The organism is Serratia sp. CY32780 (genome assembly GCF_052169135.1).
Lineage (GTDB): Bacteria > Pseudomonadota > Gammaproteobacteria > Enterobacterales > Enterobacteriaceae > Serratia > Serratia sarumanii.
Map to the genome: position 1 here is coordinate 1,698,102 of NZ_JBJNLI010000001.1, position 24,367 is coordinate 1,722,468.

27 protein-coding genes are annotated in these 24,367 nt (G+C 62.6%); 19 read left to right on the forward strand and 8 right to left on the reverse strand.

Annotation, left to right across the window (positions count from 1 at the left end; all coding sequences use genetic code 11):
* Window positions 1-18 precede the first annotated feature (18 nt).
* The gene (locus ACJ8HH_RS08210; protein WP_060425786.1) at window positions 19-609 is read left to right on the forward strand and encodes a TetR/AcrR family transcriptional regulator; all 591 of its coding nucleotides are present in this window, start codon (window positions 19-21) and stop codon (window positions 607-609) included.
* Here ACJ8HH_RS08210 and ACJ8HH_RS08215 read toward each other — a convergent pair.
* Window positions 606-908, reverse strand: a complete 303-nt coding sequence (locus ACJ8HH_RS08215) for a cupin domain-containing protein (protein WP_047571614.1) — start codon at window positions 906-908, stop codon at window positions 606-608. The two genes, ACJ8HH_RS08210 and ACJ8HH_RS08215, sit on opposite strands and share 4 nt — an antisense overlap.
* Window positions 909-986: 78 nt before the next feature.
* Window positions 987-1,919, reverse strand: coding sequence for a LysR substrate-binding domain-containing protein (locus ACJ8HH_RS08220; RefSeq protein WP_060451596.1), 933 nt, complete (start codon window positions 1,917-1,919; stop codon window positions 987-989).
* Between the two features lie 169 nt (window positions 1,920-2,088).
* Here ACJ8HH_RS08220 and ACJ8HH_RS08225 point away from each other — a divergent pair, with 169 nt between their 5' ends.
* From ACJ8HH_RS08225 to ACJ8HH_RS08265, 9 genes are all read left to right on the forward strand, one after another.
* Complete coding sequence (locus tag ACJ8HH_RS08225; protein WP_060418792.1) at window positions 2,089-3,039, forward strand: branched-chain amino acid ABC transporter permease; 951 nt, start codon at window positions 2,089-2,091, stop codon at window positions 3,037-3,039.
* Between the two features lie 10 nt (window positions 3,040-3,049).
* Window positions 3,050-4,162, forward strand: a complete 1,113-nt coding sequence (locus ACJ8HH_RS08230) for an ABC transporter permease subunit (protein ID WP_060451597.1) — start codon at window positions 3,050-3,052, stop codon at window positions 4,160-4,162.
* Window positions 4,159-4,929, forward strand: a complete 771-nt coding sequence (locus tag ACJ8HH_RS08235; RefSeq protein ID WP_033648404.1) for an ABC transporter ATP-binding protein — start codon at window positions 4,159-4,161, stop codon at window positions 4,927-4,929. The genes ACJ8HH_RS08230 and ACJ8HH_RS08235 overlap by 4 nt, the downstream gene beginning before the upstream one ends.
* Window positions 4,922-5,635, forward strand: a complete 714-nt coding sequence (locus ACJ8HH_RS08240; protein ID WP_047567334.1) for an ABC transporter ATP-binding protein — start codon at window positions 4,922-4,924, stop codon at window positions 5,633-5,635. The genes ACJ8HH_RS08235 and ACJ8HH_RS08240 overlap by 8 nt, the downstream gene beginning before the upstream one ends.
* Before the next feature lie 76 nt (window positions 5,636-5,711).
* Complete coding sequence (locus ACJ8HH_RS08245; protein WP_371514366.1) at window positions 5,712-6,821, forward strand: branched-chain amino acid ABC transporter substrate-binding protein; 1,110 nt, start codon at window positions 5,712-5,714, stop codon at window positions 6,819-6,821.
* A gap of 18 nt (window positions 6,822-6,839) precedes the next feature.
* A complete protein-coding gene (locus tag ACJ8HH_RS08250) occupies window positions 6,840-7,331 on the forward strand; it encodes an L-2-amino-thiazoline-4-carboxylic acid hydrolase (RefSeq protein ID WP_033634625.1) in 492 nt (163 codons plus the stop codon).
* Entirely contained in the window at window positions 7,328-8,554 is a 1,227-nt protein-coding gene (locus ACJ8HH_RS08255; protein WP_060437835.1) for a Zn-dependent hydrolase, read from the forward strand. The genes ACJ8HH_RS08250 and ACJ8HH_RS08255 overlap by 4 nt, the downstream gene beginning before the upstream one ends.
* Before the next feature lie 81 nt (window positions 8,555-8,635).
* Window positions 8,636-8,983 carry an ArsR/SmtB family transcription factor gene (locus ACJ8HH_RS08260; RefSeq protein WP_004938187.1) on the forward strand — a complete coding sequence of 116 codons (348 nt, stop codon included), beginning with the start codon at window positions 8,636-8,638 and terminating at the stop codon, window positions 8,981-8,983.
* Between the two features lie 3 nt (window positions 8,984-8,986).
* Complete coding sequence (locus ACJ8HH_RS08265; RefSeq protein WP_033634628.1) at window positions 8,987-9,520, forward strand: SRPBCC family protein; 534 nt, start codon at window positions 8,987-8,989, stop codon at window positions 9,518-9,520.
* Here ACJ8HH_RS08265 and ACJ8HH_RS08270 read toward each other — a convergent pair whose 3' ends face one another.
* Window positions 9,521-10,549, reverse strand: coding sequence for a transporter (locus ACJ8HH_RS08270; RefSeq protein ID WP_033653089.1), 1,029 nt, complete (start codon window positions 10,547-10,549; stop codon window positions 9,521-9,523). It lies immediately after the preceding gene.
* A 186-nt stretch (window positions 10,550-10,735) separates the two neighbouring features.
* Here ACJ8HH_RS08270 and ACJ8HH_RS08275 point away from each other — a divergent pair, with 186 nt between their 5' ends.
* From ACJ8HH_RS08275 to ACJ8HH_RS08295, 5 genes are all read left to right on the forward strand, one after another.
* Window positions 10,736-12,346: an inorganic phosphate transporter gene (locus tag ACJ8HH_RS08275; RefSeq protein WP_033634630.1), complete on the forward strand. Its 1,611-nt coding sequence runs from the start codon at window positions 10,736-10,738 to the stop codon at window positions 12,344-12,346.
* Window positions 12,347-12,372: 26 nt separating this feature from the next.
* The gene (gene ppk2 / locus ACJ8HH_RS08280) at window positions 12,373-13,287 is read left to right on the forward strand and encodes a polyphosphate kinase 2 (protein ID WP_033648410.1); all 915 of its coding nucleotides are present in this window, start codon (window positions 12,373-12,375) and stop codon (window positions 13,285-13,287) included.
* Between the two features lie 120 nt (window positions 13,288-13,407).
* Entirely contained in the window at window positions 13,408-13,833 is a 426-nt protein-coding gene (gene nudI / locus ACJ8HH_RS08285) for a nucleoside triphosphatase NudI (protein WP_033653086.1), read from the forward strand.
* Between the two features lie 93 nt (window positions 13,834-13,926).
* Entirely contained in the window at window positions 13,927-14,763 is an 837-nt protein-coding gene (gene pbpG, locus ACJ8HH_RS08290; protein ID WP_033653085.1) for a D-alanyl-D-alanine endopeptidase, read from the forward strand.
* 138 nt (window positions 14,764-14,901) lie between these two features.
* A complete protein-coding gene (locus tag ACJ8HH_RS08295; protein WP_060451598.1) occupies window positions 14,902-15,888 on the forward strand; it encodes an MsnO8 family LLM class oxidoreductase in 987 nt (328 codons plus the stop codon).
* On the opposite strand, the gene ACJ8HH_RS08300 is transcribed toward ACJ8HH_RS08295, so the two are convergent.
* Window positions 15,885-17,189, reverse strand: coding sequence for an aminotransferase class I/II-fold pyridoxal phosphate-dependent enzyme (locus ACJ8HH_RS08300; protein WP_060451599.1), 1,305 nt, complete (start codon window positions 17,187-17,189; stop codon window positions 15,885-15,887). The two genes, ACJ8HH_RS08295 and ACJ8HH_RS08300, sit on opposite strands and share 4 nt — an antisense overlap.
* 66 nt (window positions 17,190-17,255) lie before the next feature.
* On the opposite strand from ACJ8HH_RS08300, the gene ACJ8HH_RS08305 reads away from it, so the two are divergent.
* Genes ACJ8HH_RS08305 through pdxY form a run of 3 tightly spaced genes read left to right on the forward strand, consistent with a single transcriptional unit; the run spans window position 17,256 to window position 19,069 of the window.
* Window positions 17,256-17,510: a hypothetical protein gene (locus ACJ8HH_RS08305; protein ID WP_033634636.1), complete on the forward strand. Its 255-nt coding sequence runs from the start codon at window positions 17,256-17,258 to the stop codon at window positions 17,508-17,510.
* Entirely contained in the window at window positions 17,507-18,223 is a 717-nt protein-coding gene (locus tag ACJ8HH_RS08310) for a glutamine amidotransferase (RefSeq protein WP_039565986.1), read from the forward strand. The genes ACJ8HH_RS08305 and ACJ8HH_RS08310 overlap by 4 nt, the downstream gene beginning before the upstream one ends.
* Before the next feature lie 3 nt (window positions 18,224-18,226).
* Window positions 18,227-19,069, forward strand: a complete 843-nt coding sequence (pdxY, locus tag ACJ8HH_RS08315) for a pyridoxal kinase (protein ID WP_033653079.1) — start codon at window positions 18,227-18,229, stop codon at window positions 19,067-19,069.
* Window positions 19,070-19,112: 43 nt separating this feature from the next.
* Here the strand turns inward: pdxY and ACJ8HH_RS08320 are convergent, their stop codons facing one another.
* From ACJ8HH_RS08320 to ACJ8HH_RS08335, 4 genes are all read right to left on the reverse strand, one after another.
* Entirely contained in the window at window positions 19,113-19,826 is a 714-nt protein-coding gene (locus ACJ8HH_RS08320) for a flagellar brake protein (RefSeq protein WP_033634639.1), read from the reverse strand.
* A gap of 76 nt (window positions 19,827-19,902) precedes the next feature.
* The gene (locus tag ACJ8HH_RS08325; RefSeq protein ID WP_033634640.1) at window positions 19,903-20,685 is read right to left on the reverse strand and encodes an N-formylglutamate amidohydrolase; all 783 of its coding nucleotides are present in this window, start codon (window positions 20,683-20,685) and stop codon (window positions 19,903-19,905) included.
* A gap of 101 nt (window positions 20,686-20,786) precedes the next feature.
* Window positions 20,787-22,508, reverse strand: a complete 1,722-nt coding sequence (gene olsF, locus ACJ8HH_RS08330; RefSeq protein WP_033648417.1) for an ornithine lipid synthase OlsF — start codon at window positions 22,506-22,508, stop codon at window positions 20,787-20,789.
* A gap of 169 nt (window positions 22,509-22,677) precedes the next feature.
* A complete protein-coding gene (locus ACJ8HH_RS08335) occupies window positions 22,678-22,935 on the reverse strand; it encodes a hypothetical protein (protein WP_139340178.1) in 258 nt (85 codons plus the stop codon).
* A gap of 260 nt (window positions 22,936-23,195) precedes the next feature.
* On the opposite strand from ACJ8HH_RS08335, the gene ACJ8HH_RS08340 reads away from it, so the two are divergent.
* Entirely contained in the window at window positions 23,196-24,362 is a 1,167-nt protein-coding gene (locus ACJ8HH_RS08340; protein ID WP_060451600.1) for an SIS domain-containing protein, read from the forward strand.
* The last annotated feature ends 5 nt before the right edge of the window (window positions 24,363-24,367 follow it).

Sequence of the window (24,367 nt, forward strand, 5' to 3'; positions counted from 1 at the left end):
GGTAAATTGGAGCAGCAAATGGCAGGCAGACCGCGCGAGTTCGACCGCGAACAGGCGCTTTTGAAGGCGCGAAACTTATTCTGGCGACAGGGTTACGAAGGCACTTCGATGTCGGATCTGGTGGCGGAATTGGGCATTGCTTCCGCGCGCATCTACAAGGCGTTCGGCTCCAAAGAGCAGCTGTTCCGCGAGGCGATCGCCAGTTATGAAACCGAGGAAGGTGGCTTCGCCGATCGCGCCTTCGCGCAGGAAAGCGGCATTCGCCCGGCGATCAAACGCCTGCTGGAAGACGCCGTGCGGCTCTACAGCCGGCCGGATCTGCCGCAGGGCTGCATGGTGGTCTCCTCCGCCGCCAGCGTCAGTGCGGAAAACGACGGGCTCAAAGTCTGGCTGGCTGAGCATCGGTTGCAGCGCACCCAGCAGATCGTCGAACGGCTGCGGCAGGCGGTGCAAGCCGGCGAACTGCCGGCCGGCACCGACGCCGACAGCCTGGGGGACTATTTCGCGGTCTTCCTGCACGGCCTGTCGATTCAGGCGCGTGACGGCGTCACTGAAACACGACTGTTGGCGGCGGTAAAGGTGGCGCTCAGCGCCCTGGGCAACGCTTAATCTTCCGGCAAATCGAAAATCACCAGCGTGCCTTCGCTGCCCGGCAACACGCGGTGCGCTACGCCGGCCGCGGCCTGATACAGCTGGCCGGCCTGCACCACAATCGTTTCCCCCGCCACCTGCAGCCGCAGCTGCCCGCGGATCACCAGCAGCCCTTCGCTGTAATCATGCACTTCATCCGCAATGCTGCGCTCATCCATGCGCAGCACTTTGATATTGGCCGCACCGACGCGGCCCAGCACGGTAGAAAGCCAGGCCTCAGGCAGTTCGGCCGCCTGCAGGTTTAAATCGAACAGCATCGTCATACCTTATCGCTACAGAGGAACCGGCACTTTACTGCAAAGCCGTCACGTGCTGAAAGACGCATTGGTTGCAGATTATGCCCCGGCGTTCTGAGCCGCCGCCTCACGGCGCAGCCACTGCCGCAAATTTTCGCCTTCCTGCGACAATTCGCTATCCAGGCGAACGCACAGGTAATAATCGCGGCCGTCGTCGATCGGCAGATCGAACATTTTGATTAACTCACCGCTCTCAAGGTAGTGGGCGATTAACGGCTCACGCATCAGCGCGCATCCCAATCCCGCCTGCACCGCCGCCAGCGTCAACAATCCGTCTTCGAACATCGGGCCGATACTGCGCAGCGGGCGTTTAACGCCGACCTGCTGAAACCATTGCATCCAGGTATTGCGCTCCTCGTCGTGCAGCAGCGGCAGCGTCGCCAGCTGATCCGGCGTATCGAGCAAACCGTGCAGTTTACTGAATGCCCGGCTGCACACCGGCACCATTTGGCCGGACATCAGCTTTTCGCTGCGATAACCGGTCCACTGCCCAACGCCGAAGCGGATCGACAGATCGGCGGCGTCGCTCAGGTAATTGCGGTGGTTGGCGTAAACCACATTGATGTCGATATCCGGATTTTCGCGCAGAAAGCCACGCAGCCGCGGAATGAACCATCCCATGCCGAACAGCGGGATCAGGCTGACGGTGACCTGCCGCGATGCGGACTGCTCGCGCACGTGTTCGGTCGCCTGGCGCAGCACGTTAAACGCCGAGCGGATCGAACGGTAATACTCCCGCCCCTCGCTGCGCAGCACCAAATGACGCCCCTGCCGTTCTGTCAGCGGCATCTGCAAAAACGCCTCCAGCGTTTTCAGCTGATGGCTGACCGCCGAAGGCGAAATCATCAGCTCCTTCGCCGCCGCGCTGATGCTGCCCAGGCGCGCGATGGCTTCGAACACCCGCACGGCGCGCAGCGGCGGATCGTTCGGCAGCATCGGCAACGGCTCATCATACTGTTCTGTTTTTTTCATATATCTATTGTTTTATGGAAGTCACGGAGAGAAGACTTATTTAATATACATAAAAATCAACAAATTAAAATCACTCGTTTTTTGTATAAGAAAGTGTTTTTCCGTATTTTACAATTTTTTTAAATTCTCTACTGTGAGCCTCCTGACTCATTATCTCCGGACTCTCCTTATGGATACGCTGGTACAGCAGACCGTCAACGGTTTGATGCTCGGCAGCATCTATGCGCTGATCGCGCTCGGCTACACCATGGTGTACGGCATCCTGCGCATCATCAACTTCGCGCACGGCGACGTGCTGATGGTCGGGGCGCTCAGCGCGCTGTCGGCGATCGGCGTGTTGCAGCATCATTTTCCCGCGCTATCGCCCTACGCCATGCTGCTGCTGGCGGCCCTGTTCGCCATGGCCGTCTGCGCCATCACCTCGATGGCGATCGAGCGCCTGGCCTATCGCCGGTTGCGCAATGCGCCGCGCCTGGCCCCGCTGATCAGCGGCATCGGCGTCTCGCTGCTGCTGCAAACCCTGGCGATGCTGATCTGGTCACGCAATCCCCTGATGTTTCCGCAGCTGTTGCCGATGGCGCCCATCGCCCTGACCGCAGGCAGCGCCGAACATGCGCCGGCGGTGATAACCGGCACCGCGATCGTCACGCTGGCGGTGGCCGTGGCGGTCATGGCCGGCCTCTGGCTGCTGGTCGAACACAGCCGTTTCGGCCGCGCCATGCGCGCCACGGCGGAAAACCCGCAGGTCGCCGGCCTGATGGGCATCAGTCCTGACCGCATCATCGTTCTGACCTTTGCGCTCGGCGGCGCGCTGGCGGCGGTAGCCGGCATCATGATGGCCAGCAACTACGGCAACGCCGGTTTCTCGATGGGCTTTCTGCCCGGCATCAAAGCCTTTACCGCCGCCGTGCTCGGCGGCATCGGCAACCTGCGCGGCGCGATGCTCGGCGGTTTGCTGCTGGGGCTGTTCGAATCGCTGGGCACCGGCTATCTCGGCGAGCTGACCGGCGGCGTATTCGGCAGCAACTACCAGGACGTCTTCGCGTTTCTGGTGCTGATCGCCGTACTGGTCTTCCGCCCCTCCGGGCTGTTGGGCGAACGCATCGCCACGCGTGCATAAGGACATCATGATGACCGTTTTAACTTCCACGCTTCCCCTGACCACGCCTCGGCGCGCCAGGCTGGGGCTGACGCTGTTCATTCTCGCTCTGCTGCTGGCGCCCTGGGTCGCGGGCGCCGCCGGCGGCAACTACTGGGTGCGCGTCGTCGACTTCGCGCTGCTGTACCTGATGCTGGCGCTCGGGCTGAACATCGTGGTGGGCATGACCGGCTTGCTGGACATGGGCTTTATCGCTTTTTACGCCGTTGGCGCCTATCTGGCCGCGCTGCTGTCGTCACCGCATCTGACGCAGCAGTTCCCGCTGCTGCTGCAGTGGTTCCCCGACGGGCTTCATCTGTCGATGCTGTGGCTGATCCCGCTGGCGGCGCTGCTGGCGGCCGTGTGCGGCATTCTGCTTGGCGCGCCGACGCTGCGGCTGCGCGGCGACTATCTGGCGATCGTCACGCTCGGTTTCGGCGAGATCGTACGTATTTTGATGCGCAATCTCGATCGCCCGGTCAACCTCACCAACGGCCCCAAAGGCATTTCCGGCATCGACCCGGTCAGCCTGTTCGGCCTGAAGTTTTCCGGCATGCATGAATGGTTCGGCGTGCGTTTCTCCGGCCTGTACCTCTATTACTACCTGTTCGCCGCCCTGCTGCTGGCGATCCTGTTTATCAGCCTGCGGCTGCAAAATTCGCGCATCGGCCGCGCGTGGACGGCGATCCGCGATGACGAGGACGCCGCGCGGGCGATGGGCATCAACACCCGCAACTTCAAGCTGCTGGCCTTTGCCATCGGCGCCACCTTCGGCGGCGTGGCCGGCGCGCTGTTCGCCGCGTTTCAGGGCTTCGTGTCGCCGGAATCGTTCACCCTGCAGGAATCGATCGCCGTCCTGGCGATGGTGGTGCTCGGCGGCATGGGGCACATCCCCGGGGTGATCCTGGGCGCGCTGCTGCTGGCCGCCCTGCCGGAATTGCTGCGCAGCAGCATGGGGCCACTGCAGCAGGCGCTGTTCGGCCAGGTGCTGATCGACCCGGAAATCATTCGCCAACTGTTTTACGGCCTGGCGCTGATCCTGGTGATGTTGTATCGCCCGGCGGGCCTGTGGCCGGCACGCCATATAAGGGGGAACGCCGCATGACGCCTTTGCTCGCTTTAAATCACGTCAGCAAACGCTTCGGCGGCCTGACGGCGGTGGATGACGTCAGCATGAGCATCCGCCAGGGGGAAATCTATGGCCTGATCGGGCCGAACGGCGCCGGTAAGACCACCTGCTTCAATCTGATCACCGGTCTGTATCGCGCCGACGCGGGCGAATTCCGCCTGTCGGGCCAGCGCTATAGGCCCCAGGCGATCGATAAAGTGGCGCAGGCCGGCATCGCCCGCACCTTCCAGAACCTGCGGCTGTTCAACGAAATGAGCGTGCTGGAAAACGTGATGGTCGGCTGCCACGTGCGCACCCGCAACGGCCTGTGGGCGGCGATCGCTCGCCACCGCCGCGCCAGGGAGGAGGAACAGGCGGTGCGCGATAAGTCCCATGCGCTGCTGGAGTACGTCGGCATCGGCCAATTCGCCCATTACCGCGCCGGCGATCTCGCCTATGGTCATCAGCGCCGCCTGGAGATCGCCCGCGCGCTGGCGACCGAGCCCCGGCTGCTGGCGCTGGACGAACCGGCGGCCGGCATGAACGCCGGAGAAAAAGTGGCGCTGCGCGAGCTGCTGCTGCGCATTCGCGACAGCGGCAAAACGCTGCTGTTGATCGAACACGACGTCAAGCTGGTGATGGGCCTGTGCGATCGCCTGACGGTGCTGGACTACGGCAAAGCGATCGCCGAAGGCGAACCGGCGCAGGTTCGGCGTGAACCGGCGGTCATTCAGGCCTATCTGGGAGGTGGCGCGCATGTCTGAAGCCCTGCTGAGCGTTAAACGACTCAAAGTGTCCTACGGCGGCATTCATGCGGTCAAAGGCATCGATTTTACGGTCAACGCCGGCGAACAGGTCACGCTGATCGGCGCCAACGGCGCGGGCAAGACCTCCAGCCTGCGGGCGCTGACCGGGCTGCAACCGTTCGAGGGCGACATCCTGTTCGACGGCCGTTCGATTCGCGGCATGGCGCCGCACCGCTTGCTGCAACAGGGGCTGGTGATGGTGCCGGAAGGTCGCGGCATTTTCACCCGCCTGACGGTGCGAGAAAACCTGCAGCTGGGCGCGTATGCGCGGCGTGACAAACCGGCGGTACGGCACGATTTCGAACGAGTATGCGCCACCTTCCCGCGCCTGAACGAGCGCCTGAACCAACCGGCCGGGCTGCTTTCGGGCGGCGAGCAGCAGATGGTGGCGATGGGCCGCGCGCTGCTCAGCCGCCCGCGCCTGTTGATATTGGACGAGCCGTCGATGGGGCTGGCGCCGATTGTGGTGGAAGCCATTTTTTCGGTCATCAAACAGCTGGCACGTGACGGCGTCACGCTATTGCTGGTCGAGCAAAACGCCCGCCTGGCGCTGGAATCCACCGATCGCGCCTATGTGCTGGACAGCGGCAGCCTGAGCCACACCGGCCGCTCCGCCGACATGCTGGACGATGAAAAAATCAAACAGATCTATTTGGGTGAATAACCGTTGTTACCTTTAACCGCACCAGGAGTATGACATGCAGCAGAACTTTCGCATCAAGCCGTTGGCGCTGGCCGCCATGACGATGATCCTGAGCCTCCCGGCGCTGGCGGACGACACCGTGCTGATCGGCCTGGCCGGGCCGCTGACCGGCCCTTCCGCGCGCATCGGCAAAGATCTCGAAAACGGCGCGCGGCTGGCGATCGCCGACGCCAACGCGCAAAAGCCGACGCTGAACGGCAAACCGGTCACCTTCAAATTGCTGTCCGAGGACGATCAGTCCGATCCGCGCACCGCCGTGGCCGTCGCGCAGCGTTTGGTCGACGAAGGCGTCGCCGGCGTGGTCGGCCACTGGAACACCGGCACCAGCATCCCGGCGGCGCGCATCTATCACGATGCCGGCATCGCCCAGGTGGCGCCGGTCGCCACCGGCCACGGCTACACGCAACAAGGCTTTGACACCAGCTTCCGCGTGATGGGCCATGACGACGACGGCGGCAACTATGCCGGGCAGTATGCGGTGAAAACGCTGAAAGCCCAGCGCATCGCGGTGATCGACGATCGCACCGCCTTCGGCCAGGGCCTGGCGGACGAGTTCATCAAATCGCTGCAGGCCCAAGGCGTGCAGCCGGTCACCCGCGAATACGTCGACGACAAGACCGTCGATTTCAGCGCCGTGCTGACCACCGTGCGCAGCAAAAACGCCGATCTGATCTTCTTCGGCGGCGTGGACTCCCAGGCGGCACCGCTGGCGCGCAAACTGAAACAGCTGGGCATGAACGCGCAGCTGATGGGCGCAGGCGGCTTTGTCAGCCAGACCTTCCTGACGCTGGCGCAGCGTGAAGGCGAAGGCGTCGTCGCGCTGGAGCCGGGGCTGCCGCTGGAACAGATGCCGGGCGGCAAGGCGTTTGAACAAGCCTACCGCGACCGTTACCACACCCACATCGAACTGCATGCGCCCTTCGCCTACGACGCCACCCGGGTGCTGATCGCCGCCATCGAACAGGCCGGCTCGGCCAATCCGGCCGATTACCTGCCGAAACTGCGCGCCATCCATTATCAGGGCGTGACCGGCGCCATCGCCTTCGATGCGCAGGGCAACCTGCAACAGCCGAGCTTCACCCTGTACCGGGTAGTGGACGGCAAATGGCAGCCGCAAACCGTGTTGGGCGGCGCCAAACCACAATAAATCAAGAGGAGCAAGGCGATGAGCTGTGCAAACAACGAATTGGGCATTTTGGCCCGCAGAAAGATCGAAGCGGAGATCATCAAACCGATCTACCAGATCCTGGTGCGTGAAATCGGCAAGGCGCGCGCTCAGGCGGTGATCGGCGAAGCCATCGAGAATGCCGCCATCGAGGCGGGCAAACGGTTCGCCGCACAGGAACCGAACGGCGCGGATCTGCGCAGCTTCGCCGCCTTGCAGTATCTGTGGGAAAAAGACGACGCGCTGCGCGTTGAGGTGATCAACCAGGACGAACAGCACTTCGACTATAACGTCACCCGCTGCCGCTACGCCGAGATGTACCACGAGATGGGGCTGGGGGAAATCGGCCACCTGCTCTCCTGCGCGCGCGACAGCCAGTTTATCGTCGGCTATGCGCCGGAGGTCGAGCTGCAGCGCAGCCAAACCATCATGTCCGGCGCCCCCTGCTGCGATTTCCGCTACACCGCCAAAACGCCGGGAGAAGAGCAATGACGTATCGGGTCAACGGCGAGCGCCTGTGGCAAAGCCTGCACGCGATGGCGCAGTTCGGCGCCATCGCCGACAACGGCGTCACCCGCCTGGCGCTCAGCGAAGAGGATCGCCAGGCGCGCGACCAGCTGCGCCTGTGGGCACTGGAGGCCGGTTGCAGCGTGCGCGTCGATCGAATGGGCAACATGTTCCTGCGCCGTGAAGGCGCGCGGCCCGAGCTGGCGCCGGTGGTCACCGGTTCTCACGGCGACTCGCAGCCCCGCGGTGGCCGTTTCGACGGTACCTACGGCGTGCTGGCCGGATTGGAGGTGATTCGCAGCCTTAACGATCGGCAGATCGTCACCGAACGCGCGATTGAAGTGATCAACTGGACCAACGAAGAAGGCGCTCGCTTCGCGCCGGCGATGATCGCCTCCGGGGTGTTCGCCGGGGTCTTCGAGCTGGAATACGGTCTGACGCGCCGCGACGAGCACGGCGTCAGCCTCGGCGACGCGCTGGAACGCATCGGCTACGCCGGCGAACACCCGGTGGGCGGCACGCCGATCCATGCCGCCTTCGAGCTGCACATCGAACAGGGGCCGATTCTGGAAGCGGAGCACCTCGACATCGGCGTGGTAACCGCCGCACAGGGGCAGCGCTGGTACGAACTGGAGGTCGTCGGCTTCAGCGCCCACGCCGGCACCACGCCGATGGATCGCCGCCGCGACGCCCTGCTGGGCTTCACCGAGCTGGTGACGGCGGTCAACCGCATCGGCTGGGATTTCGCGCCCGACGCGCGCGCCACGGTGGGCATGGCGCAAATTACCCCCAATTCACGCAACGTGGTGCCGGGCCGGGTCTTTTTCAGCGTCGAATTCCGCCATCCGCAGGAGTCAATTCTGGAACAGATGGAGCAGCGCCTGCTGGCGGCGGTAAACCACGTCAACGGCGGCGGCCTGACCGCTCGCGCCGAGCGCATTTTCCAGTATCCCCCGATCGCTTTTGATCGGGGCTGCATCGACAGCGTACGTCATGCCGCGCAAGCGTTGGGCTACCGCCATCGCGACATGATTTCCGGCGCCGGCCACGATGCCTGTTACCTTAACCGCGTCGCCCCAACCGCCATGATTTTCATTCCCTGCGTGGACGGCATCAGCCACAACGAGCGGGAAGACATCACCCCCGCCTGGGCAACCGCCGGCGCCGACGTGTTGCTGAACACCCTGCTGGCGCACGCCGGCGCCTGATCCCCGCCCCGGTTTTCGCCGGGGCAAAAAATATTCAACAAAACGGTTGAATATTAGCCCGCCTGTTCTATATTCAACCATATGGTTGAATTATCTTCCTCACAGCTGGACGCCATTTTTCATGCGCTGGCCGACCCGACCCGCCGCTCGATGTTGCGCGCGCTGGCCGGCGGTGAGCGCAGCATCGGCGAACTGGCCGCGCCGCTGCAGATGTCGTTCGCCGGCGCCTCCAAGCACGTGAAAGCACTGGAACATGCGGGCCTGGTGCAACGCACCGTGCAAGGAAGAAACCATATCTGCCGGCTCGAACCCGAGCCTATGGCGCAGGCCATGCACTGGCTGCAAACCTATGAACATTTCTGGACTGAACGGCTGGATGCGCTCGAACAGGCGCTGCTGCAGCCCGAACAGCTTCCTCCCAAGGAGTGAACCATGAATGATTACGGCATGATTATCGAACCCGGTACGCTGCGCATCCAGCGGCTGCTGCCCGGCCCCATCGAGCGGGTGTGGGCTTACCTGACCGAATCCGACAAGCGCGCCACCTGGCTGGCGGCCGGCGCCATGACGTTGGAGAACGGCGCGCCGCTGGAGCTGGAATTTCGCAACTCCGATCTGGCGGGCGAGCACGAACCCCCGCCGGCCAAATACAAACAGCACGGCGGCTGCGTCAGCAACCGCGGCCACATCACCTGCCTGTTCCCGCCGCGCCTGCTGAGCTTTACCTGGGCCGAACAGGATCAGGGCCGCCCTTCCGAAGTGACCTTCGAACTGACGGAACAGGGAAGCGCGGTGCTGCTGACGGTCACCCACCGGCGTTTGGCCAACCGCGACGAGATGCTCAGCGTCGCCGGCGGCTGGCACACCCATCTGGATATCCTGCAGGATCGCCTGCACGATCGGGCGCCGCAGCCGTTCTGGAGCACCCATGCCCGGCTGGAAGAAGAGTACCGCGCCCGCCTGTAATTACGACTCGTCCCTGCGCCTGAACGCCAGATAACCGGCGATCAGCGTAAAACTGCCGACCAGCAACACCAGCAGGATAAAACCGTGGTGATTGCTGGCCAGCGGGATCCCCCCCACGTTCATGCCGAAGAAACCGGCGACGATATTGATCGGCAGCGCCAGCACGGTGATTACCGTCAGCGTGTAGAGCGTGCGGTTGTTCTGCTCCATCAGCTTGGCGCCCAGCTCCTCCTGCAGCAGCCGGATGCGTTCGGTCAGGCTGGCGAGATCGTTCAACACCACGGTGAACTCTTCGGTAAACTGCCGCAGATCCTGCACCACCTCACGGCTCAGCCAGGTCGGCGGCCGGTTCAACAGGCGAAACAGCGCGGCCGGTTCGGGCGCCAACAGGCGCTGAAAGCGCAGCAGCATGCGGCGCATGCGCCCCAGCTCGGTGCGATTGCGTTTGACGCGGCGCGTCAGCAGGCGATCCTCGATGGTATCGACATACTGGTTGGCCTGCCGCACCACCTGCTCCAGCACGTCCTCCTGCTCTTCCAGCAGGTGCGCCAGCAGTTCGGTGGACGAGGCCAGCTGCAGCGCCGTCAGGCGGCCGAGCAGCCGTTCAATCAGCCGCACCGGTTTATGGCGCACGGTCACCACCAGCCCGCGGCAGCAATAGAGCCACAGCGTCGCCGTTTCCGGGTTGCTGTCCTCGGGGTGGAAGATCACATCGTTGAGCACCGCGAACAGATCGTCGCCCTGGCGCTCAATGCGCGTGGTGTGCGAACCGTGGCGAATCTCGTGGAAGAAAAAATCGGAAATGGCAAAATGATTTTTCAACCACTTCTCCGCCGCCGCGTGGTTGAGATTGAGGTGCAGCCAGATAAAACCGTCGCCGGGCGGCAACGTCTGATAGGCCTGGCAGACCTGCTGCGAGTTCAGGCGCCTCGGCGGCTCACCGGAACGAAACACATGGCCGTAGATCAGCCCGGTCACTTCATCATCAAAATCCAGCTTGTGCATCTTTTCCGCTAACCGTTGCACCATAACGCCCTATCCTGCCTGTTGCCGTTAACCCAAGACCGTCCCCGCTGTTATAACAATCTTTATTTATCGGCGTTAATGATTTTCGCCGTTCCCGATGATTAATATTTTCGTCATAAAAAAGCCACATTCATTCAGAATACTTTTCAGGCGACAGCTACCGCATCCAATCCTCTCAGGAAGGTCATTATGAGCGATAACAGCGCCGTTCAACCGGACATGCCGGCCGCCTCCAGCCTGCCCAAACTGCATCAAAAGAACAGTCGACTCACTGTTCTTTTTTTTGTGTTCTTATTAATTCTGGGGATCGCGTTCGCCGGGGTGAACTTATTTAACGACGTCAGCGACGCCGGCGCCGTCTATACCAGTTACGTTCCGTTTTTATTATTGGGGCTGGCGCTATTGATCGCGCTGGGCTTTGAATTCGTCAACGGCTTCCACGATACCGCCAATGCGGTCGCAACGGTGATTTACACTCATTCGCTCTCGCCGATGGTCGCCGTGGTGTGGTCCGGTTTCTTCAACTTTCTCGGCGTGTTGCTCTCCAGCGGCGTGGTGGCCTTCGGCATCATTTCGCTGCTGCCGGTCGAGCTGATCCTGCAGGCCGGCACCGGCAACGGTTTCGCCATGGTGTACGCCCTGCTGTTCTCCGCCATCATCTGGAACCTCGGCACCTGGTGGCTCGGGCTGCCCGCCTCGTCGTCGCATACGCTGATCGGCTCGATTATCGGCGTCGGCGTAGCCAACGCCCTGATCCACGGCCGCACCGGCACCAGCGGCGTGGACTGGGGCCAGGCGATCAAGGTGGGCTACGCGCTGCTGCTGTCGCCGGTGATCGGCTTCGTGTTCGCCGGCCTGCTGCTGCTGGCGCTAAAGCTGTTCGTCAAGAACCGCCAGCTGTACAGCGCCCCTAAGGGCAATACCCCGCCGCCGCTGTGGATCCGCGGGCTGCTGATCCTCACCTGCACCGGCGTTTCCTTCGCCCACGGCTCCAACGACGGCCAGAAAGGCATGGGCCTTATCATGCTGATCCTGGTGGGTACCATGCCGATCGCCTACGCCCTGAACCGTTCGATGCCGCCGGAGCAGATTCCCCGGGTGGCGGCGCTGGCGGAGGTGACCCAAAACCAGCTGCTGCGCCAGTTCCCGGCCGGCGGCCAAACGCCGCCGCGCGAGGTGCTGACCGGCTATGTGCGCACCAGCGAGCTGACGCCGGAGGTGGTGCCGGCGTTGGCGCAGCTGGCCGGCGCGATCGGCGATCAAATCCGTCAGTACGGCTCGGTCGACAAGATCCCGGCGCAGGCGGTGTCGAACACCCGCAACGACATGTATCTGGCGTCCGAGACCATCAAGCACCTGAAGGCAGAGCATCAGCTGCAGATCAATCCCGACGCGCAGCGCAACCTCGACGCGCTGAAGGGCGAACTCGACAACGCCACCCGCTTCATTCCCTTCTGGGTGAAGGTGGTGGTGGCGATTGCGCTGGGGCTCGGCACCATGGTCGGCTGGCGCCGCATCGTGGTGACGGTGGGCGAAAAGATCGGTAAATCGCACCTGACCTACGCCCAAGGCGCCAGCGCCGAACTGGTGGCGATGACCACCATCGGCGCGGCCGACGCCTTCGGCTTGCCGGTTTCGACCACGCACGTCCTGTCGTCCGGCATCGCCGGCACCATGGCCGCCAACCGCTCCGGGCTGCAGATGGCCACCCTGCGCAATCTGCTGATGGCCTGGGTGCTAACCCTGCCGGCCTCGGTGCTGCTGTCGGCGGTGCTGTACTGGATCTTCAACCATTTCTAACACCGGGCCGATACGGAGAAAATCTGATGACCATGCATGAAGTCAACCGCGATGACGGTTTCAACCAGCGCCTGCTGCAAGAGTTTTACGACAGCTACGACGAAGAGCTGGAAATGGAGCTGGACGACCTGCGCTTCGACGCGGCAGAAGTCGACAGCGACGCGAAGAAAGCCTGGCGCAAGCAATACTTCCGCGAGTTGCTGCGCCTGCAGGGCGAGCTGGTGAAGCTGCAGGATTGGGTGATGCGCACCGGCCACCGGCTGGTGATCATCTTCGAAGGCCGCGACGCCGCCGGCAAGGGCGGCGTGATCAAGCGCATCACCCAGCGCCTCAACCCGCGCACCTGCCGCGTGGCGGCGCTGCCGGCGCCGAACGATCGCGAACGCACCCAGTGGTATTTTCAGCGTTATATCGCGCATCTGCCGGCCGCCGGTGAAATGGTGCTGTTCGACCGCAGCTGGTATAACCGCGCCGGCGTGGAGCGCGTGATGGGCTTTTGCAACGACGAAGAGTATGAGGAGTTTTTCCGCAGCGTGCCGGAATTCGAAAAAATGCTGACGCGCAGCGGCATCCAAATCGTCAAATACTGGTTTTCAATCACCGATGAGGAGCAGGAGCTGCGTTTCCTCAGCCGCATTCACGATCCGCTCAAGCAGTGGAAGCTCAGCCCAATGGATCTGGAAAGCCGCCGCCGCTGGGAGGACTACACCGAGGCCAAAGAAATCATGTTAGCGCGCACTAACATTGCCGAAGCGCCCTGGTGGGTGGTTCAGGGCGTCGACAAGAAAAAGGCCCGTCTGAACTGCATCACCCACCTGTTGCAGCAGGTGCCTTATGAGGAAGCCGAAGGCAACGTCATCACGCTGCCGCAGCGCAAACGCAGCCCGGAATACCACCGTAGCCCGGTGCCGGACAACATGGTGGTGCCGGAAATCTACTGACCTTAGCGCAGAGAGGCGGCTACCGCTTCTCTGCGCTAATACAACGCTTTGATTTCTCTCACGCTAAGGGGCTAAACCCCATGTTAAAGTGGTTGCTTTCCATTTTGACAGGAGTCTTCCATGCGCCAGCGCATCATTGTCTGCCCGCTGATTGAAAACGATAACGCCTTCCTGCTGTGCAAAATGGCGGCGCACAAGGGCGTGTTCCCCGGCCAGTGGGCGCTGTCCGGCGGCGGCGTCGAGCCGGGTGAACAGATAGAACAGGCACTGCGGCGCGAAGTGCGCGAAGAGCTGGGCGCCGCGCTGATCCTCGACGGCATCACGCCCTGGACCTTCCGCGACGATGTGCGCATCAAAACCTATGCCGACGGCAGCCGGGAGCAAATCTATATGATTTACCTGATTTTCGACTGCCATGCCGCCAACCGCGACGTGACGATCAACGACGAGTTCGACGACTACGCCTGGGTGCCGCGCGAGCGTCTCGCGGACTACGATTTGAACGAGGCCACACGCTTCACGCTGCAACAAAAGGGATTGTTGTAACAGTTTGAGCGATTATCGCCCTATTTTCTTCACATTTGCCGGGCAGACTCTTTTGATATTTTTTAATCACTTAGGGTCACTATTGCCGCCGTTATGCTTTTATCTCACGCTTTTCTCCGTCTGCCCGCCCGGCGCTTCGGCGCCGCCCTCCTGTTCAGCCTGCTGTTCGTTTTGGCGCCCGTGCATGCCGCTGCGCCGCCGCTGGTGCTGAACGCCAAATCGGTGCTGGTCGTCAATCAACGCACCGGAAAGACGCTCTATCAGAAGCAGCCGAACCGCGTGCTGCCGATCGCCTCGCTCACCAAGCTGATGACCGCCATGGTCGCCCTGGACAGCAAACGCCCGATGGGCAGCAGGCTGAAAGTCACCGCCGCCGATCGCGATCTGCTGAAGAAAACCCACTCGCGCCTGACCATCGGCTCGGTGCTCAGCCGCCGCGACATGCTGCACATCGCCCTGATGTCTTCGGAGAACCGCGCCGCTGCGGCGCTGAGCCGCAGCTATCCCGGCGGACGCAAGGCCTTCGTGGCGAAAATGAATCAGAAAGCGCGCACCATCGGTATGAAACGCGCACGCTTCTACGATCCGACCGGGCTGACGCCGCGCAATGTGGCGACCGCCAACGATCTGCTGAAGATGGTCAATCACGCCTATCGCTATCAATCGATTCGCCGCTTCAGCACCGACAAGCAGCAGATCGTGCGTCCTGGCCGAGGCCAGTTGGTCTACCGCAGTTCCAACGGCCTGATCAACAACCCAGCCTGGAAGATCCAGCTGCAGAAAACCGGCTTTACCGACGAGGCCGGCCACTGCCTGGTGATGCGCACCACCATCAAAGGGCAGCCGGTGGTGATGATCCTGCTCGGCGCGCAGTCGCGCTACGGCCACTACCGTGACGCCATTCGTCTGAAGGCCTGGCTCGAAGGATAATATCGCGGCGCTTTACCGATCTGCGCATATCCAAATTCGTTTTGGATCAATGGAATATCCTATCGCCAATCAGTATTAAGGCGCGCGCCGCCCGCATGGTATTTGTCAGGCATATCTGATGAGGAAAGGAGCGGGAAAATGGCTTATGCCTTGAGCATATTGGAAAAGAGTCCGATCGCCGACGGGGAAAGCGCCGCCCAGGCGCTGGCGCGCACGCTGCATCTGGCGCAACAGGCGGAACGCTGGGGCTATCGGCGTTTCTGGCTGGCGGAGCACCACAACACGCCGCAGCTCGCCTGCCCGTCGCCGGAAGTGCTGATCGGCTACCTGCTCGGCCAGACGTCGCGCATCCGCATCGGCTCCGGCGGCGTGATGCTGCAACACTACAGCGCCTACAAGGTGGCCGAAAACTTTAACCTGCTGGCGGCGTTGGCGCCGGGGCGCGTCGATCTCGGGGTGGGCAAAGCGCCCGGCGGCCTGCCGCTCGCCACCCAGGCGCTGCAGGCTGCCCATGACCGGCAACACAAGCCGGCTTTCCCGCAGCAGCTGTCGCAGCTGACCGCCTATCTGAACGACGACGCCGAGCCCGGCCTGAGCGCCACGCCGCTGCCGCCGCACGGCGCTCAGCGCTTCCTGCTCGGCGCCAGCAAAGAGAGCGCGGCGCTGGCGGCCGAATCCGGCTGGGCCTTCGTGTTCGCCGCGCAACTGAACGGCAATCCGCAAGATATCAGCGCAGCGCTGGCGCACTACGCCGCACACAGCGGCGGCCGCAAGGCGCTGCTGGCGGTAGCGGCGATCGCGGCGCCAAGCGCGGAACAGGCCGCGGCGCTGGCGGCGGATATACAGCAATACCGCGTCCACGTCGCCGGTGAGCAGAGCGTGACCGTCGGCAGCCTGGCGCAGGCCGAGAGTTTCGTGCAGCAGGCCGGCGCCACCGACTACCGCATCGAGCCGCGGGAAAGCCATATCCTGCTCGGCACCGCGCCGCAGGTGCATCAACAACTGGCGCAGCTGCAGCAGCGGTACGGCGTGGACGAGTTCATCATCGACACGCCGATCGCCGAACCGAGCGCCCGGCTCACCTCACTGCAGCTGCTGGCGGAGGAGAGCCTGACGCCGGCCTAGTTGATCGCCGTACTGGCCCGCATGGCGTCGGCCAGATCCTGCGCCAGAGCCGCCAGTTGCGCCGGCGCCACGTTGGCCAGGCTGACGCGGATCGCAGGATCGCTCTTCAGACGAAAAGGCTCGCCGCCCTGCACCAGCCACCCCCGCTGCGCCATCAGCTGCGCGGCGGCGGTTTCCGACCGCACCGGCAACCACAGGTGCAGCCCTTCACCTACCGCCAGCGCCGTGTGATTCAGCGCGTTGAGCCGTTGCACCAGTTCATCCCTTCTGGCCTGATACGCCTGCTGCGCCCGCTGCAGCTGCCCTTCCTGCAAGGCCTGCCCCCACAGCCTGGCGGCGATCTGCTGCAAGATATGGCTGACCCAGCGCTCGCTGATGTACTGATCGGCGCGCATTGCCTGCAGCAACGTCGGGTTGCCGCAGGCCAGCGCGATGCGCAGATCCGGGCTGAGAAACTTGCTCAGCGACAGCACGTACAGCCCGCGATCGCCGTCGAACGGCAGATGCAGCGGCAGCTGCGACAGCGGCCCCCAGAAGTCGTCGACGATCGCCAGACACTGCGGATTTGCGCTGAGAAAACGCCGCCACTGCTGCGCGCGTTGCGCAGAGAGCGAGGCGCCGGTCGGATTGTGGGCGCGCGGCGTCAGGATCACCGCGCCCGCCGCTCCGCTTTCCGGCAACCGACACCCCTGTTCATCCATCGCCAGCGGCAGCGGCCGCAGACGCAGGTGGCGCAGCAGCGTCAATAGCGGCGGCCAGCAGGGATCTTCCACCCACACCGCCGCGCCCGGCTGCATATGGCAGCGCAGCGCCTTTTCCATCGCGTCCAGCGCGCCGGAGAACACCGCCGGTTCCCCCAGCGTGACGCCCTGGCGGCCGAGCCACTCGCGCCCCAGGCCGGTCAATACCGGCAGATCGCCGCTGATGTCATAGCCGTTTTGCTGCGGGAACGCCTCCGCCGCGCCCAGCGCCAACGCCGGCAACAATGCGGCATCGAGATTGCCGCTGGCCAGATCGCACATCCCCGCCGGCACCTGGCGCGGCGCATAGGCCGCACTCACCGCCGCCAGCGGCGGCTCCAGCACCACCGTTCCCGCCCGCCCGCGCGTCGCCACCAGACCGGCATCGCGCAATCGGGCGTATGCGCTGGCGACGGTATTCGGATTGACCTCCAGCTCCGCCGCCAGCTGGCGTACCGGCGGCAACAGCTCGCCCGGCCGCAGCGCGCCGTCTTTGATGCGTGCGGCGATCTGCTCGGCAATCTGGACAGCGCCGCCGCCTTTTGCATACAATGAAGTCATACATAAATCCTTTTGTACTAGTTCAAAATAGATTAACAGCTTCCGCGGCCAAAAGTAAGGGGTTCCATGGATAAACATTACGTGCTCGACATTCAGTATGCAGGAAAGGCCTTTGCCCGCCTGCAGATGTTCACGCCCTGGGCGGCCGATCAGCTAGAGCAGGCTTGCGCGCTGTTCCCGGCTGCGCAGGGTTATCAGGTGCAGCTCAGCCAGGTCAGCGAACGCCGCATCGTCTACCAGAGCGGCGCGCAAGGCATCGCGGTGCTGGGCGAGTCGCTGGCGCTGACGCCGTTCACCCACGCTCACGAGGTTAAACAATGAAAAAAGCCGTCGCCATTCGACACGTCAATTTTGAAAACCTGGGCATCCTCGGTTCCCTGCTCTCGCTGCGCGGCTATCAGATCGACTATTACGATGCCGGCCGCGATGATATTCGTGCTATCAATAATGAAGAGACCGATCTGTTGGTGGTGCTCGGCGGGCCGATCAGCGCCGCCCAACACTTTTCCGGCGCGCAGCGCTATGATTTTCTCGACCATGAATTGGCGCTGGTCAAACAGCGGCTGGCGCAGCGGCGGCCGACCCTTGGGGTGTGTCTCGGCGCGCAGGTGATCGCCCAGGCGTTGGGCGCCGACGTGATCTCGCTCGGCGTCAAAGAGATCGGTTTCACCCCGCTGACCACGCTCACGGCGCAAGACGACTCGGTGCTGGCACCGCTGGCCGATACGCCGGTGCTGCATTGGCACGGCGATATGTTCACGATCCCGGAGGGCGCCCGCTGCCTGGCCGGCACGGCGGTTTGCCCGCATCAGGCCTTCGACTATCAGGGGTTCGCGCTCGGGCTGCAGTTCCATCTGGAGGCGGATCATCGCGATATCGAACGCTGGCTGATTGGCCATGCCTGCGAACTGGAACTGGCCGGTATCGCGCCCCAGAGCCTGCGCGAACAGGCGGCGCGCCACGGCGCACAGCTGGAACAGCGCGCGCGGCAGGTGTTCGCCCGCTGGCTGGATAATAACGAACCAAGGATGTAACTCATGCAACAGACTTCACCCTTGCGATCACCGTCCATCGACGTGATCAGCATTCAATCTCAGGTGGTCTACGGCAGCGTCGGCAACGGCATCGCCTACCGCGCCCTGCTGAAAAAAGGGCTGGAAGCGCTGCAGGTGCCCAGCGTGCTGTTCGGCTGCCCGCCCTATTACGGCAAGCCGCACGGCGGCGTCATCTCCGGCGAGTGGTTCGGCGGCTTTCTCGACGATCTGATCGCCCGCGGCGTGATGAAGCGCGCCCGGGCGGTGATCGTCGGCTATCTAGGCGACGTGATGCAGTGCCATATTCTGGCCAACTGGCTGCAGCGGGTGCGCGCCCTCAATCCGCAGATAAAGATCTATATCGATCCGGTGATGGGCGATTACGGTGAAGGGATCTACGTGGATGAGCGCATCGTCAACTGCTATCGCTCACCGTTCCTGCGGCTGGCCAACGGCCTGACGCCGAACGGTTTCGAACTGGAGCAGCTGTGCGGCCGGCAACTGAGCAGCCAAGAGCAGACGCAGCACGCCGCGCAGGCGCTATTGAACGACACCACCGAATGGGTGCTGGTCACCAGCGCGCCGGGCGTGGCGCAGCACGAAGACGAAGTGGGATTGATGCTGGTCACCCGGCAGGAAACGCAGTGCTTTACCCATCCGAAGGTCAAATCGGCGGTCAAAGGCACCGGCGATCTGTTCGCTGCACTGCTGGTGAGCCATCTGCTGCACGGCGCCGCGCTCGACGCGGCCGTGGTCGCCGCCGGCGGCGAAGTGTGCGACGTGCTGGCCGAAGCGGCGCATTTCGGTTGGGAAGAGATCGGCAGCCTGCGGGCGTTACAGCCGTAAGGCCTGTGAAGAGTCAGGGGCAGCGTGCCGCCCCTGATAAATATCAGCGTTTTTTCTTTTTGTTGAAATCCAGCTCGAAGGCGAACACCGCGCTTTGAATTTTGCGCTCCATCGCCAGCCCCAGCTTGAGGAAGCGGCACGACAAGCGCGAGAAGTGCACCACCTGATCGTTATCGTCGGTTTCCTGATCGTCGTTGACTACCACCAGCTCCATGTTGACCTTGAAGCTGCCGTAGCTGCCCAAATCCAACTCCGCTTTCTTGAACTGCAGGCCCGGCTGGAAGAAATCCGGCAGCGGGCCGTCGAAACGCAAACCGACGCCGCCGGCGGACAGATCGTGGATCCGCAGCTCATAAGGCGTGCCGTTCGGGTATTCGCCGGTACAGAAGAATTGGCGCCAGTGCGGCGTGGTGATGCGGAACTGGCGGCGGCGCTGGATGTAAACCAACTCCTGCGGCAGCCGGGTCGAGCAGGCCTGGACGCCCTGATGTTCGGTCAGTTCCGCCTGGCCGACGGAAAACTCGATTTTGGCGTCGTTGCTTTCAATCACGATGGTGCAGGCGCCGTCGATGGCGTTTTCCGCTTCCTCACCGCTAAACACGATATTGTCCGGCCCGACGCTCAATAACAGACTTTGAAACCGGTGCTGCTGATTTTCTACGCGCAGCGGCGTGCGTTGTTTGCAAATTTCACGCAGAATCGCCAGAACTTCAAAACGCTCCCGTTTGATGAACAGTCCGTTATCGCTGTGCTCCACACGTCTCTCCTGACTTTTTTTCTAATGACGTATTACGTATTCCTTACGGTTATCATCTCTGGGAATATTCCTAAAGTCAAATTTGCCAGCGCTGCCAGGCCTGCGGCAGCAGGCGTGCGAAACGTTTCGCCCACGCCTGTTGCCCACGTTCGTCGGCGATCAGATCCTGGCGGATTTCGATGCCGACATAAGGCAAACCGCGGCGTTCCGCATGGACCGGCAACGTGTAGTCGGTGGCATCGGTCATCGCATAGGGTTCGTTGATCCCCACCTGCAAATCTCCCTCTTCGCGCAGCAGCTCGGCCAGCAGATGGGCAAATTCCGGGTAACGGTTAAACAGCAGCCCCACCTGCCAGGGGCGCGATGCCCCTTTGAACACCGGCGTGAAACTGTGCATGGCGATCACCGCCGTCGGCAGTTCGCGCAGTTGGCGTTGCCCCAGATGATCGTCGATGGCGTGGTGATACGGCAAAAACACCTCGCGCTCGCGCGCCAGCGCGTGCTCGGCGTCGATACCGATATTGCCGGGGATCGGCGTCAGCTCGGACAAATGCGGGATCGAGCTGGCGATGCCGGGCGCCCGGTTGCAGTCGATCACCAGCCGTGAGTAACGCTGGTGGATCAGCGTGGCGTCCAATTGGCGGCTCAGATGGCGCGACACGCTCAGCGCGCCGATGTCCCAGCCGATGTGGCGTTCGATCTCCCCCGGCGGCAAACCGAGGTCGCCGAGGGATTGCGGGATCGCCTTGCCGGCGTGATCGCACAGCAGCAAAAAGGGCGCTTTGCCGCGCGGGATTTCAACGGCGGCGGCAGAGGGTTCGTCGGCGGACAATAACGGCGGGATAAACGAGTGAGGCATGACGGGCTCCGGCGGTGGAAAGCAAAACGTTTATCGTAGCGCTATCCCGTCGCCGGCCCCAAGGTCGTGCTTAGATCAAAAAGGCATGAGTCAGACTGTAGTCATGCCGTCTCGGCTGGCTGCGGCTGGTGCACCGCGATATAACGCTGATACCGCGACGGCTTGAGCCGCGTGGTATCCACCAGCACCAGCCCGTCGATGCAGTTGTTGAAAGCCGGATCGGTGCCGAAGTCGATAAACTGTACCCCGCCCGGCTCGCACAGTTCGGTGTACTGCTTGTACAGCGTCGGGATCGAGCAGCCGATATTGCTGAGCAGGCTCTTGAGCCGCACCAGATCTTCCTGGTAGTTATCCCCGGCAAACTGCGCCAGCACCTGCGGCAGCGACGCCGGATAAGGCCGGCGCGATTGCGCGAAGGCGTGGTCCGGCGAGAAATAGAGCCGATAGAAGGCGATCAGCAAATCGCGCGCCGCCAGCGGCATGCCGCCGGAGATCGACACCGGGCCGAACAGATAGCGATACTGCGGGTATTTCGCCAGGTAGGCGCCGATGCCCAGCCACAAATAGTCCAGCCCGCGCTTGCCCCAATAGGCCGGCTGAATGAAGCTGCGCCCCAGCTCGATCCCCTGCGCCAGGATCGGCTCCATATCACGATCGTAGTGGAACAGGCTGTTGCTGTAGATGCTTTCCAGCCCTTTGCGCGCGATTTGTTCGGCGGTGGGGATAAAACGATAGGCGCCGACGATCTCCAGCTCCTCCTCATCCCACAGCACCAGGTGATAGTAATCGTCGTCATAGCTGTCCAGATCGCGGCGGCGGCCGGAGCCTTCTCCTACCGCGCGGAAGGCGATCTCGCGCAGACGCCCCAGTTCGCGCAGGATCGGCGTGCGCGCTTCGTCGTGGCGGCGATAGAGGTAGATGGTTTTACCGTCCGGCGTTACCCCCAACCGCTCGCAGTTCGCCAGCGCCTTTTTCAGCTCCAAACGCTCTTCCGGTAGCGCGATCGGCGATTCGCTGGCGAACAGCCCCGGCTTGCCCTGCCCCAGGCGATACACGTGGCGGCGAAAACGCTCCGCCAGATCCTTGGCGCTGGTGTGGCCGTCGTGCCAGCTGGCGAACGGCACGCGGCCGCCGACGCGGATCTTGATGCGCCCGCCCCGCTGCTGGAACATTTCGCGCACCAGCAGCAGCGTCGACAGCGGCCGGTAGACCAGCGAGGTAAAGTAGAACAGGTTGCTGTTGCGCGCGCTGATGTGGATCGGCACGATCGGCGCGCGCGCCTTGGCGGCCAGGCGCAGAAAACCGGTATGCCAGTGGCCGTCGCGGATGCCTTTCGGGCTCATGCGCGACACTTCGCCGGCCGGGAACAGGATCAGTGCGCCCTGATTGTCCAGCTGCCGCTGCATGCCTTCAATCTGTTTGCGGCTGGTTTTATAAGCGACGTTATCCACCGGCACGAACAGGTTGCGCAGCGGTTCGATGTAGGTCAGCAGCTGGCTGGCCACCACTTTCACATCCGGGCGCACCGCCGCGACGGCGCGCAGCAGCACCAGGCCGTCGAGCGAGCCGATCGGGTGATTGGCCACCAGCACCACCGGCCCCTGGCTCGGGATGTTTTCCAGATCGCCGTCCACCAGCTCGCAGCTGAGGTTGAAGTAGTCCACCACCTGCTCGATCAGATCGAGCCCTTTCAGGTGGGGATAGTCGGCGGCGAACTGTTTGAATTCTTTTTCGAAGAGAAGGGTTCTTAGCAGGCTGCGCTGCCAGGCAGGGGTATTGCGGTGTGGAAATGCATCTTGCAACAGAGAATCCAGGCTGAACATCGCGTTATCTCCTGACGTAGTCGCTGCAAACTTAAGCCAGAGCCGTGACTCTGACGTGTCAGTTACATGACAATAAAATGAATCCATCGACTATCAGGTATAGCAAAGTAATGGCGATTTGGGAGCGAAAGACGCATTTTCGTCCCCACTTGCCCTCACATCGGCGCCGCTAGCGGCGTACGCGGAACAGCACGGTTACGCGCGCCGGCATAAAAAAACAGTGAAAGCCCGGCGATTGTCGAATTACCGCTGCGGCTTTCGTCATCGGCAGACTGAATAAATAGACGCCGAGAATTGTCGACTGATAAATAACGAATTTGCCGTTTTCACTTTGCGTTAACACCGCTTTCGCTTGCCGCTCAATCGAAAGCAAAAATAAATATAACCAACTGATAGATATAAGTATTTTTAAAATAACCGATTGCATTTCAGCGTTTCGTTTGCTGTAATTCGCCATAACTAACTGAAAGCGTTCCGGTCGGTATCGCCGCGGCTTATTAAGCCGTGGTCGGGCACGGCTACCGGTAAATCAGGAGTTTGCGTTAATGCCCAATACCGCAACACGCCGGGAATTAATTATCGACCCGCAGCAGTGCAGGATCGGTGCTTGCCAACAGGCGCTGCACCATTGAGGGAGCGACGTGATTATCGCCGACCGTTAACCAAGGCTTTTAAGGAGTTGTCATCATGAACGCGTATTTCTCTTACGAGGCGGATTGGCTGAAGCAGCGCAACGCCTGGCACACCGCCGCAGAGATTTGGCAGCAGCCGGATCTGTGGGCCGCGCTGCACCGGCAATTGCAGGATCAACAGGCGCAGTGGCAGCCGTTCCTGGCGCCGCTGCTGGCCAATCCGCGCCTGCAAATCGTACTGTGCGGCGCCGGCAGCTCGGCGTTCGCCGGCCGCGCCCTGGCGCCCTGGCTGCGCGAACGAACCGGCCGCAACGTGGCGGCCTACGGCACCACCGATATCGTCGCCAATCCGTTGCAGTATCTCGACCCTGAGCGGCCGACGCTGCTGGTCTCCTTCGCCCGCTCGGGCAACAGCCCGGAGAGCGTGGCGACGGTGGAGCTGGCCGACCAGCTGCTGCCGGAAAGCTATCACCTGATGCTGGTGTGCAACCCGGACAGCCGGCTGGCGCAGTATGCGCATCGGCGGGATAACGTCTGTTCGCTGGTGATGCCGCAAGGCTCCAACGATCAAAGCTTCGCCATGACCTCCAGCTTCAGCTGCATGATGCTGAGCGCCGCGCTGTTGCTCGGCCCGGCTTCGCTCGGGGCCACCCAGACGCCGCTCAACGCCATGGTGCAGCGCTGCCGTACACTGCGCGAAACGCTGCAGCCGCAGGTGAAGGCGTTGGCCGCCAGCGGTTTCCGCCGTTATATCACCCTCGGCGGCAGCTGTTTTACCGGCCTGGCGGAAGAGGCCTCGCTCAAAATGCTGGAGCTGACCGCCGGCCGTATCGTTACACGCTACGACTCGCCGCTCGGCCTGCGCCACGGCCCGAAATTCATGGTCGACGGCCAGACGTTGGTGGTGCTGATGTTCTCCCGCGACGACTACGCCCGCCAGTATGACCGCGATCTGTGGAACGAACTGCAGCGCGACGGGCTGGCGATGCAGTTGGTCGGGTTGAGCGGCGAGCGCCAACCCCTGTCCGATGCCCTGCTGCCTATGCACGACGCGGCCGACGATATCTGGCTGCTGTTCCCGTATCTGCTGTTCACCCAGATGCTGGCCTTCGAGAGTTCGCTGGCGCTGGGGCTGACCCCGGACAATCCTTGCCCGACCGGCGAGGTCAACCGGGTGGTGAAAGGCGTGACGATTTACCGTTTTCCTTCCCCGGTGCTGTAAGGAGA

What these genes read in the sequence shown, in the direction of transcription:
- ACJ8HH_RS08220 (WP_060451596.1), bottom strand. Translation starts at nt 1,919, where the DNA reads ATGAAAAAAACAGAACAGTATGATGAGCCGTTGCCGATGCTGCCGAAC.
- ACJ8HH_RS08310 (WP_039565986.1), top strand. Translation starts at nt 17,507, where the DNA reads ATGAAAAAAGCCGTCGCCATTCGACACGTCAATTTTGAAAACCTGGGC.
- ACJ8HH_RS08275 (WP_033634630.1), top strand. Translation starts at nt 10,736, where the DNA reads ATGAGCGATAACAGCGCCGTTCAACCGGACATGCCGGCCGCCTCCAGC.
- ACJ8HH_RS08305 (WP_033634636.1), top strand. Translation starts at nt 17,256, where the DNA reads ATGGATAAACATTACGTGCTCGACATTCAGTATGCAGGAAAGGCCTTT.
- ACJ8HH_RS08295 (WP_060451598.1), top strand. Translation starts at nt 14,902, where the DNA reads ATGGCTTATGCCTTGAGCATATTGGAAAAGAGTCCGATCGCCGACGGG.
- ACJ8HH_RS08210 (WP_060425786.1), top strand. Translation starts at nt 19, where the DNA reads ATGGCAGGCAGACCGCGCGAGTTCGACCGCGAACAGGCGCTTTTGAAG.
- ACJ8HH_RS08225 (WP_060418792.1), top strand. Translation starts at nt 2,089, where the DNA reads ATGGATACGCTGGTACAGCAGACCGTCAACGGTTTGATGCTCGGCAGC.
- ACJ8HH_RS08245 (WP_371514366.1), top strand. Translation starts at nt 5,712, where the DNA reads ATGACGATGATCCTGAGCCTCCCGGCGCTGGCGGACGACACCGTGCTG.
- ACJ8HH_RS08250 (WP_033634625.1), top strand. Translation starts at nt 6,840, where the DNA reads ATGAGCTGTGCAAACAACGAATTGGGCATTTTGGCCCGCAGAAAGATC.
- olsF (WP_033648417.1), bottom strand. Translation starts at nt 22,508, where the DNA reads ATGTTCAGCCTGGATTCTCTGTTGCAAGATGCATTTCCACACCGCAAT.
- ACJ8HH_RS08215 (WP_047571614.1), bottom strand. Translation starts at nt 908, where the DNA reads ATGCTGTTCGATTTAAACCTGCAGGCGGCCGAACTGCCTGAGGCCTGG.
- nudI (WP_033653086.1), top strand. Translation starts at nt 13,408, where the DNA reads ATGCGCCAGCGCATCATTGTCTGCCCGCTGATTGAAAACGATAACGCC.
- ACJ8HH_RS08260 (WP_004938187.1), top strand. Translation starts at nt 8,636, where the DNA reads ATGGTTGAATTATCTTCCTCACAGCTGGACGCCATTTTTCATGCGCTG.
- ACJ8HH_RS08300 (WP_060451599.1), bottom strand. Translation starts at nt 17,189, where the DNA reads ATGACTTCATTGTATGCAAAAGGCGGCGGCGCTGTCCAGATTGCCGAG.
- ACJ8HH_RS08325 (WP_033634640.1), bottom strand. Translation starts at nt 20,685, where the DNA reads ATGCCTCACTCGTTTATCCCGCCGTTATTGTCCGCCGACGAACCCTCT.
- ACJ8HH_RS08240 (WP_047567334.1), top strand. Translation starts at nt 4,922, where the DNA reads ATGTCTGAAGCCCTGCTGAGCGTTAAACGACTCAAAGTGTCCTACGGC.
- ACJ8HH_RS08255 (WP_060437835.1), top strand. Translation starts at nt 7,328, where the DNA reads ATGACGTATCGGGTCAACGGCGAGCGCCTGTGGCAAAGCCTGCACGCG.
- ACJ8HH_RS08335 (WP_139340178.1), bottom strand. Translation starts at nt 22,935, where the DNA reads ATGCAATCGGTTATTTTAAAAATACTTATATCTATCAGTTGGTTATAT.
- ppk2 (WP_033648410.1), top strand. Translation starts at nt 12,373, where the DNA reads ATGACCATGCATGAAGTCAACCGCGATGACGGTTTCAACCAGCGCCTG.
- ACJ8HH_RS08235 (WP_033648404.1), top strand. Translation starts at nt 4,159, where the DNA reads ATGACGCCTTTGCTCGCTTTAAATCACGTCAGCAAACGCTTCGGCGGC.
- pbpG (WP_033653085.1), top strand. Translation starts at nt 13,927, where the DNA reads ATGCTTTTATCTCACGCTTTTCTCCGTCTGCCCGCCCGGCGCTTCGGC.
- ACJ8HH_RS08270 (WP_033653089.1), bottom strand. Translation starts at nt 10,549, where the DNA reads ATGGTGCAACGGTTAGCGGAAAAGATGCACAAGCTGGATTTTGATGAT.
- pdxY (WP_033653079.1), top strand. Translation starts at nt 18,227, where the DNA reads ATGCAACAGACTTCACCCTTGCGATCACCGTCCATCGACGTGATCAGC.
- ACJ8HH_RS08230 (WP_060451597.1), top strand. Translation starts at nt 3,050, where the DNA reads ATGACCGTTTTAACTTCCACGCTTCCCCTGACCACGCCTCGGCGCGCC.
- ACJ8HH_RS08265 (WP_033634628.1), top strand. Translation starts at nt 8,987, where the DNA reads ATGAATGATTACGGCATGATTATCGAACCCGGTACGCTGCGCATCCAG.
- ACJ8HH_RS08340 (WP_060451600.1), top strand. Translation starts at nt 23,196, where the DNA reads ATGAACGCGTATTTCTCTTACGAGGCGGATTGGCTGAAGCAGCGCAAC.